The sequence below is a fragment of the Burkholderia sp. Tr-20390 genome (assembly GCF_017104595.1).
Lineage (GTDB): Bacteria > Pseudomonadota > Gammaproteobacteria > Burkholderiales > Burkholderiaceae > Burkholderia.
Map to the genome: position 1 here is coordinate 1 of NZ_JAAGPC010000270.1, position 8350 is coordinate 8350.

The 8350-nt window shown below is 68.2% G+C and carries 7 protein-coding genes; 3 read left to right on the forward strand and 4 right to left on the reverse strand.

The window, feature by feature from the left end:
* A partial coding sequence (locus tag G3N98_RS36775; RefSeq protein ID WP_206150868.1) for an NYN domain-containing protein occupies positions 1–1174 on the reverse strand: 1174 nt, incomplete at its 3' end.
* A 254-nt stretch (positions 1175–1428) separates the two neighbouring features.
* On the opposite strand from G3N98_RS36775, the gene G3N98_RS36780 reads away from it, so the two are divergent.
* Positions 1429–2058, forward strand: a complete 630-nt coding sequence (locus G3N98_RS36780) for an NAD(P)H-binding protein (RefSeq protein WP_089424893.1) — start codon at positions 1429–1431, stop codon at positions 2056–2058.
* A gap of 87 nt (positions 2059–2145) precedes the next feature.
* Here the strand turns inward: G3N98_RS36780 and G3N98_RS36785 are convergent, their stop codons facing one another.
* Entirely contained in the window at positions 2146–2697 is a 552-nt protein-coding gene (locus tag G3N98_RS36785; protein WP_089430805.1) for a peroxiredoxin, read from the reverse strand.
* A gap of 279 nt (positions 2698–2976) precedes the next feature.
* Between G3N98_RS36785 and cdpA the strand changes: the two genes are divergently transcribed.
* Together cdpA and G3N98_RS36795 are read left to right on the forward strand one after the other, a co-directional pair.
* Positions 2977–4719, forward strand: coding sequence for a sensor domain-containing phosphodiesterase (cdpA, locus tag G3N98_RS36790; RefSeq protein WP_206150870.1), 1743 nt, complete (start codon positions 2977–2979; stop codon positions 4717–4719).
* Positions 4720–4746: 27 nt separating this feature from the next.
* Positions 4747–6246, forward strand: a complete 1500-nt coding sequence (locus G3N98_RS36795) for an HDOD domain-containing protein (RefSeq protein WP_089472436.1) — start codon at positions 4747–4749, stop codon at positions 6244–6246.
* A gap of 141 nt (positions 6247–6387) precedes the next feature.
* Here the strand turns inward: G3N98_RS36795 and G3N98_RS36800 are convergent, their stop codons facing one another.
* Both G3N98_RS36800 and astE read right to left on the reverse strand, forming a co-directional pair.
* Positions 6388–7182, reverse strand: a complete 795-nt coding sequence (locus G3N98_RS36800) for an ABC transporter substrate-binding protein (protein ID WP_043182082.1) — start codon at positions 7180–7182, stop codon at positions 6388–6390.
* 355 nt (positions 7183–7537) lie between these two features.
* On the reverse strand, positions 7538–8350 hold an 813-nt coding region (astE, locus tag G3N98_RS36805; RefSeq protein WP_206150869.1), incomplete at its 5' end, for a succinylglutamate desuccinylase.

The following is an 8350-nucleotide window of genomic DNA, read 5'->3' on the forward strand; positions in this document are numbered from 1 at the left end:
TTGCCTGACGGCCTGCGCTCTTCGCGGCCGCGCCCTTCTTCGCGCCTGCCTTCTTCGCCGCGGTCTTGCGCGCGCGCTTGCGGCCATCCTTCGCGTCGCCATGCGCATCGGCCACTTCGGCCACTTCGACCGTTTCCGCCGACGACATCAGCGGTGCCGCCTCGGCGACCTCGGCCACTTCCGTCTCGTCCGCGTCGACCGGCACGCTTTCGTGCATGACCGCTTCCGCCCGCTGCCCGCGACGTTGCGCATTGCGCCCGGCCCGCGCCGGCTCGGCCGCGCGCGTGCCGTGGTGCGCGCCGCCGTGCCCGCCGCCTTCACCGCCCGCCGTGACGTGTTCCACAGCCGCCGACTGGCGCGCCCGCGACACGAACGCGCCCGACTTGTCGTCACGCCCCACTTCGAGCAGGCCGCGCGCCTGCGCCTCGTCGAGCAGGTTGCCGAACGCGCGGAATCCGTAGTACGACTCGTTGAAATCCGGCTTGCGACGCTTGATCGCGCTCTTGAGCACCGACGCCCAGATCTTGCCGACGTCGTCCCGCTCCGACGCCAACGCGTCGAACGTCTCGACCGCCAGCGCGATCGCCTCGGCCTTGCGCGCGTCCATGTCGTGCTTGCGCGACGGCTCGTCCGGCCGCTTCGCGCCGCCGTTGCCCGCACGCTGCTGCTGTTCGCGCTTCGCGAGCGCGCGCTGCTGCTCGCGCACCAGGTCGTCGTAGAAGATGAATTCGTCGCAGTTCGCGACCAGCAGGTCCGACGTCGATTTCTTCACGCCGACGCCGATCACCTTCTTCGCGTTCTCGCGCAGCTTCGACACCAGCGGCGAAAAATCCGAGTCGCCGCTGATGATCACGAACGTATCGACGTGCGACTTCGTGTAGCAGAGGTCGAGCGCGTCGACGACGAGCCGGATGTCGGCCGAGTTCTTGCCCGACTGGCGCACGTGCGGAATCTCGATCAGCTCGAAGCTCGCCTCGTGCATCGACGCCTTGAAGCCCTTGTAGCGATCCCAGTCGCAATAGGCCTTCTTCACGACGATGCTGCCCTTCAGCAGCAGGCGCTCCAGCACGGGCTTGATGTCGAACTTCTCGTACTTCGCGTCGCGCACGCCGAGCGCGACGTTCTCGAAGTCGCAGAACACGGCCATGCTGACGTTGTCCAGGGGTATTGCCATGTGTACTCCAACCAGTGGGCCGATGCGTTGTATGACGTAACGGCGAAAAATGCATCGCGCACATGATAGCCGGTCGGCGCGTCATTCCCGCATCCGTGTGAATGAATGGCCGCCGGTACGGCCGATGCCGGTATGCCCGATGCCGGTACGCCCCTTAATACACACCCGCCGCATCGGCAAATCGACATTACACTTGAGTTATCGGTCGTCCGTCCCTATCTGGAAGGATGACGCATCGAGCAAGGAGCGGTTTCATGACGACGAAGGTACTGCTGATTGGCGCGACCGGTCGAACGGGCCAGGCCTGCGCGGATCTGCTGCTCAAGCAGCCGGAGTTCGAGGTCACGGCGCTCGTGCGCCGGCACGGCTATGCGCTGGCGGGCGCACGGGTGGTCGAAGCCGACCTGAAGAACGATTTCTCGCACGCATTCCAGGGCATCTCGCACGTGATCTACGCGGCCGGCTCGGCCGAATCGGAGGGCGCGGCCGAAGAGGAGCAGGTCGACCGCGACGCGGTCGCCCGCGCGGCCGAATACGCGCTGGCTTACAACGCGCAGAAGCTGGTGGTGATCAGCTCGCTGTCCGCGTACCGGCCCGAGCTCGGCCCGGACGCGCTGCGCCACTATTCGCAGATGAAGCGCGAAGGCGACGATCGCGTGATCGCGTCGGGCGTCGACTACGCGATCCTGCGCCCCGGCCCGCTCACGGACGATCCGGGTGTCGGCAAGATCGCGCTCACCGACGCATGGTTCGATGGCGCCCCACCCGTGTCGCGCCAGGATGTCGCCTGGGCCGCGATCGAGGCGATCAAGCTGGGCATCTCGCGCAAGATCGTCGGCTTCGTCGGCGGCAGCGTGCCGATCGAGCAGGCATTGCGCGCCTAGCGGCCTCTCGCGCCGCCGCTCGGGCGGGCGCGTTGCTCCGTACCGGTGGCCCGCACGACGGGCCGCTTTGCCGTGCGGGCCGCGCGCTTACTGCTTCGGATGCGCGTCAGCCCACGCCTTCACGGCGGCGAGCGTGTTCTCGACGTGCTTGTCGGGCGACATGCTCGTGTATTCGTAGAGCACCTTCCCTTCCGGCGAAATCACGTAGGACACGCGGTTCGCCTTGTCGATCGCCGGCAGCTTCGCATCGTATTCCCGGATGATCTTCGCGTCCGGATCGGCCGCGACCGGGAACTTGCTCCGGCACTCGCTCACCGAGAACTTCGTCAGCGTGTCGATCTTGTCAGCCGAGACGCCGATCACCGTCGCGCCGTAAGCCTTGTAACGGTCGACCGCGTCCGCGAACGCATGCGCCTCGATCGTGCAGCCCTTCGTGAACGCGGCCGGATAGAAATACAGCACGACCGGCCCCTGCTTCAGCGCGTCCGCGAGCGAGTACGTGTAAGTCTTGCCGCCCAGCGACGCCTGCGTCGTGAAATCGGGCGCCGCGGCACCCGGCTTCAATTCCGCCTGCGCCATCAGCGCATGGCCGGCCACCAGCGCCGCCACGGCGGCGCCCAGCAACAGTTTTCGCTTCATCTGCGTCCTCATTTCTTATAAAGTCAGCCTCGATGTAGGCCCCGCCGGTGTTCGCTTGTCGAACACCCGCGTGGCCAATCCGGTCCAGCGGCAACGCCATCCGCGGCCGGTCCGTTAAAGATTCCGCACAGTCTGCCGTTATTCCTTCCGGACAACCGGTTCCAGCCCTTCACGTCAGCGAGAAACATGGAAGCCAACAGGAAACAGACGTCACGCAAGGGCTCCTGGCGCAGCGCCTTGCATACGCTGCGCCGCTTCGCCTGGTCGGGCGGCGCGCTGATGCCCGCGCGCGCCGGTGCGCCGCGACGCGACGACTCCGTGCGCAACTGGCTGGAACAGACGGTCGGCACGGTGGATTTCCTCGCCCATGTCGACCGTGAGCTGCGCTTTCTGTACGTGTCCGACGCGAGCCTGCGCTTCATCGGCTACCACCGCGACTACCTGCACACGCTGACGTTGCGCGACCTGATCGCCGAACAGGATACCGCGGCGCTCGAAGGCCTGCTTGCACGCGCCGCGCGTTCCGGCCAGGTCGAGAAGGCGACGATGTGCATCGTCAAGTCGCTCACCTACCCGCTGGACGTCGAGATCCGCGCGTTCAAGAGCCGCCACCACGGCGTCGACGGGTTCGCGATCGCGGCGTTCGACGTGTCGTCGTGGCGCGCGCTCGAGGCGCGCCTGACTTACGAGATGCACCACGACCCGATGACGGGGCTCGACAACCTGTCCGCGCTCGTGCCCGCGCTGATGCGCGCGCAGCAGGCCGCCGACGGGGACGGCTCGTGCGCGGCGCTGCTGCTGCTCGACCTCGACGACTACCAGCGGATCAACCGCGCGCTCGGCTACGACGCGGGCGACACGCTGCTGCGCGAGACCGCGCAGCGGCTGAAGGCGCTCGTCACGCCGAACGAGCAGCTCGCGCGCGTCGCGAGCGACAAGTTCGCGGTCGTGCTCGGCGCGCCGAACCGCACGCAGGCGAGCAATGCGGCGGACGCACTCGCACGCCGGCTGCAGGCCGCGGTGCGCGAGCCCTACGTGTACCAGGGGCAGACCGTGCACCTGTCCGCGAGCATCGGCATCGCGCTCTACCCTGACGAGCGCTCGGCGCCGCACCGCGCGCAGCACCACAGCCCGCTGCTGCGCCGCGCCGACCACGCGCTCGCGCAGGCGAAGGCGTCGGGCGGCAATGCGCTCGCGTTCCACGCCCCCGTCGACGATCCGGCCGACGCCGAACGGCTGAAGCTCGAGGCCGACCTGTACGACGGCGTGCGCAACGGCGAGTTTTCGCTCCATTTCCAGCCGATCACGCGCAGCCAGTCGGGCGCGGTGGTCGGGGTCGAGGCGCTGATCCGCTGGCGCCATCCGGTGCACGGCCTCGTGCCGCCGGCGACCTTCATTCCGCTCGCCGAATCGATCGGCCTGATCAACTATCTCGGCAACTGGGTGCTCAAGGCCGCGTGCATGCAGCTCGTCGCCTGGGACCGTCAGGGGCTCGCGCTGCAGTACGTGGCGGTCAACGTGTCGCCGCAGCAGTTCCGCGACCCGCGCTTCACGCAGAGCGTGCGCGAGGCGATCGCGCTGACGGGCATCGACCCGCGCCGCATCGTGCTCGAAATCACCGAAAGCCTGCTGATGCACGATCCCGCGCAGGCCAAGGGGCTGCTCGAGGAGCTGACCGATCTCGGCATCCGCTTCGCGATCGACGATTTCGGCACCGGCTATTCGAGCCTCGCGTACCTGCAGCGCTTCCCGCTCGCGAAGCTGAAGATCGACCGCAGTTTCGTCGAGAACCTGCTGACCTCGCGCAACGACCGCGCGATCGTGTCGGCGGTGGTCGGCCTCGCGCAGACGCTCGATCTCGAACTCGTCGCCGAAGGCGTCGAGACCGAGGCGCAGCGCGAATTGCTGACGGAGATGGGCTGCAACCACATCCAGGGCTGGCTCGTCTGCCAGGCGCTGCCGTCCGAGGAGCTCGCGCGGCGCTTCGAGGCGCAGCAGCTGCACCTGCACGCCGCCGCCTGACGCGCGCGGCGAACCGGACAGATCCGTATGTCAATCACCGAACACCTGCCCCGCACCGCATTGCTCGACAAGCTGTGGGCCCGGATGAACGAACGGGGCGATTTCCCGCTGCTGTCGGAATCGCTGCGCGCGACGATGGCCGCGATGAAGAACGACGACCTCGACTTCACCGCGCTCGTGCGCGTCGTGCTGTCGGACTTCGCGCTCACGCAGAAAGTGCTGCGACTCGCGAACTCCGCGATGTACATGGCGTTCGGCGGCAACATCACGACCGTGACCCGCGCCCTGATGGTGCTCGGCATGGACGCCGTCGGCCACCTGGTCGTCGGGCTCAAGCTCGTCGACCATTTCCACCACAGTACGCCGCGGCGCATCGACGCGAAGCTCGAGCTGAACCGGGCGCTGCTGTCCGGCTGCGTCGCGCGCAAGCTCACCGAGCGCGCCGAGCTGCGCGCGGGCGAGGAAGCCGTCGTCTGCACGCTGATGCGCCAGGTCGGCAAGCTGCTCGTGGTCTGCTATCTCGACAGCGAATGGGACCGGATCCGCCGTCGCGCGGCCGAGCTGAACGGCGACGAAGCGGCCGCCTGCATCGATGTGCTCGGCGTCGGCTTCGACGAGATCGGGCTCGAGGCGGCCGCGCGCTGGCGCTTGCCCGACGTGATCCGCGCGGGGATGGCCGATCGTGACCACGTGGTCCATGCCGACGCGTTCGGCAACGAGGATGACGATCACGACGCGGGCCGTGCGACCGATGACGGCCCGGCCGACCGCGTCCGCTGGCTGCGCGCGATCAGCCGCTGCTCGACCGACGTCGCGGGCGCGCTGGTGATGCCCGCGAGCCCGCAGCGCGACGCGCGCATCGCGGCGCTCGCGCAGCACTACGGTGCGGAGCTCGACATGGAATCCGACGCGCTCGTCGAGATCGCCGAGCGGCTCGCGCGCGAGGAAGCGAGCGACACCGTGATGCGCGAGATCGTCGAGCTGCGCGCGAACGCCGATGCGATCGCGCGCGCACAGGCCGCGCCCGAGGCATGCCTCGAAGCCGGCCTCGCGGACCTGCGTGCGCTGCCGTCCGAGCACGTGCTGACGCCGGTGCTCGCGCTCGCGTCGGAAAGCCTGCTGGCCGGCCTCGCGTTCACGCGCACCGTGATGTTCGTGCGCCACGACGACGGCATGTTCGCCGCGCGCCTCGGCTTCGGCCCCGGCGTCGACACGACGCTCGACCGGCTGCGCTTCGACGAGCGCTTCGAGCCGGACGTGTTTCATCTCGCGATCTCGAACTCGGTCGGCATCTTCATCGAGCAGGCGCAGGAGCCGAAGATGCTCAAGCGCCTGCCCGCGTGGTATCTCGACGCATTCGACGACACGCGCGCGTTCGTGCTGCTGCCGGTGCGCGTCGGCACGACGACCGTCGCGCTGCTGTACGGCGACTGGGCCGGCGCGCAGCCCGCGCGCAAGATCACGCAGCAGGAGATGGCCGTGCTCAACGAGCTGGCGCGCGAACTGGGCCGGTTCTTTCCGGCCTGACGCGGCCGCCGGCCGCTGCTGCACGGTGTCCCCCGTCCGCGGTTTCCTGTCGTCCGCGGTCTTTCGTCATTTCCCGCCCCCAAAAACAAACCGGCCGCATCAGCGGCCGGTTTGCTTGCATCGTGCGATCGAGCGCAGCGCTTACTTGAGCGTCACGGGCACGCTGAAGTACTTCTTCGCGAGGTTGTCGATCGTGCCGTCGGCCTTCAGTTCCTTCAGCGCCTGATCGAGCGCGGTCTTCAGCGCCGCGTCGTTCTTGCGCAGGCCGAAGCCGACGCCCGAACCGAGGATCTCGGCGTCGCTCACGGTACCGCCCGCGAACGCGAAGCCCTGGCCTTGCGGCTTCGTCAGGAAGCCCTTCGAGCCGGCTTCCGCGTCCTGGAACGTCGCGTCGAGACGGCCCGACTTCAGGTCGGCGTAGGCCAGGTCCTGCGTCTGGTACGGCACGACTTCGACGCCGGCCGGGGCCCATTTCTTCTTCGCGTACGCTTCCTGGATCGTGCCCTGCAGCACGCCCACGCGCTTGCCCTTCAGCGATTGCGGGGTCGGCAGCAGGCCGCTGCCCTGCTTCGCGATCAGCTGGTTCGGGATCGTGTAGATCGCATCGGTGAACGCGATCGCGTGCTTGCGCTGGTCGGTGATCGTCATGTCCGAGTTGATCGCGTCGAACTTGCGCGCCTGCAGCGCCGGGATCAGGCCGTCGAAGTCGTTCTCGACCCACACGCACTTCGTCTTCAGCTTCGCGCACACCGCGTTGCCGATATCGATGTCGAAGCCGGTCAGCTTGCCGTCGGGCGTCTTGTATTCGAACGGCGCGTACGAGGCTTCGACGCCGAAACGGATCTCTTTCAGATCCGCCGCCATCGCGCTGCCTGCCGCCACGGCCGATGCCGCCACCACCGCATGCGCGGCCACTTTACGCCAATCCAACTTCATCAGGTGTTCTCCTCGATACTCGAATGTTCCGGAACTACGGGCGCATGCATCATTGCAGGGTCGGATGACCACGGCAATGCCGCCGCCGCGCCGTGATGCGGCGCAACAGCCGCAAGGCCGCGATTGTACCAATCCGCGCGGCCCGATATGGCAAAGCAGCCGCCGGCACGTGATGCTGCGCTGCGGGCGCCGACGTCAGCCGGGCGGCCCGTCGAACTTGCAAGACGATGTCGCAAATACGCAAGCGCGACCCGCGGGCCTTCCGCGCGGCGGGTGGATGCTATCTCTAAACAGGAATGGTGGCCGGGCGAGGCGCAGGCCGCGGGTTGCCGCGGCCACGCGCAACCGGCCAACGTCAGACGAGCGCCGCAACCGTCTCGCGGGTCGTATCGACGACGAGCAGGCCCGCGCGCAAACCCGGCTTCACCGATGGATTCGGGAACACGATGCGCTCCTCGTCGTGCGTCACCGTGTAGCGGTAATCGCCGTCCTGCGCGAGCACCGTGCCGCGTGCGAACGCGGTGAAGTTCGCGACGTCGGCCGCGACGAACAGCTCGAGCGCATCGCTCTGCTTCGTGATCTGGTCGATCACCGTGAACACGCGCGGCAACGGAACGTCAGCCTCACGAGACGCGCCTGACACGAGCTTGCGCACCGCGCGGTCGGCCGGCGCGAAGCGCGCCAGGTCGTTCTGGCCGAACGGGCGCACCTTGCCGAGTTCCAGCGTGCATGCGAGCGCGCCGCAATGCTCGGCCGTGAAATGCGAATACGTGTTGCCCTTCGCGGTATGCAGCAGCACGGCCGCGATGCGCGCGTCGCCGAGCCATTCGAACATCGTGCGCGTCGGCGGCATGCCCGTGTGCGGCAGCAGCGCGAACTGCTCGAACACCGACGCGCGGATCGCCGTATGCATGTCGATGTGCCAGCGCGCGGCGCCGGCCGGCGCGGCCGCGAAGAATGCGGCGGCGGCCGCTTCGAGCTGCGCGGCGCGCGGTGCTTCGCGGCTGTCGGGCACCTGCGCGTGACGGCCGCTGAACAGGCGGTTCAGGTCGTCGTCGAGATAGCGTTCGCCGGCGCGCATCGCCGGCACGTTGCCGAGCACGACGAGCAGCCGGCACGCGAGCGGCAGCGCGCCCGAGGCGAGATCGCGCACGAGCATCGACAGCAG

Excerpts from the sequence above, each read along its gene's own strand:
- G3N98_RS36780 (WP_089424893.1), top strand. The coding sequence starts at position 1,429 with ATGACGACGAAGGTACTGCTGATTGGCGCGACCGGTCGAACGGGCCAG.
- G3N98_RS36795 (WP_089472436.1), top strand. The coding sequence starts at position 4,747 with ATGTCAATCACCGAACACCTGCCCCGCACCGCATTGCTCGACAAGCTG.
- G3N98_RS36800 (WP_043182082.1), bottom strand. The coding sequence starts at position 7,182 with ATGAAGTTGGATTGGCGTAAAGTGGCCGCGCATGCGGTGGTGGCGGCA.
- G3N98_RS36785 (WP_089430805.1), bottom strand. The coding sequence starts at position 2,697 with ATGAAGCGAAAACTGTTGCTGGGCGCCGCCGTGGCGGCGCTGGTGGCC.
- cdpA (WP_206150870.1), top strand. The coding sequence starts at position 2,977 with ATGCCCGCGCGCGCCGGTGCGCCGCGACGCGACGACTCCGTGCGCAAC.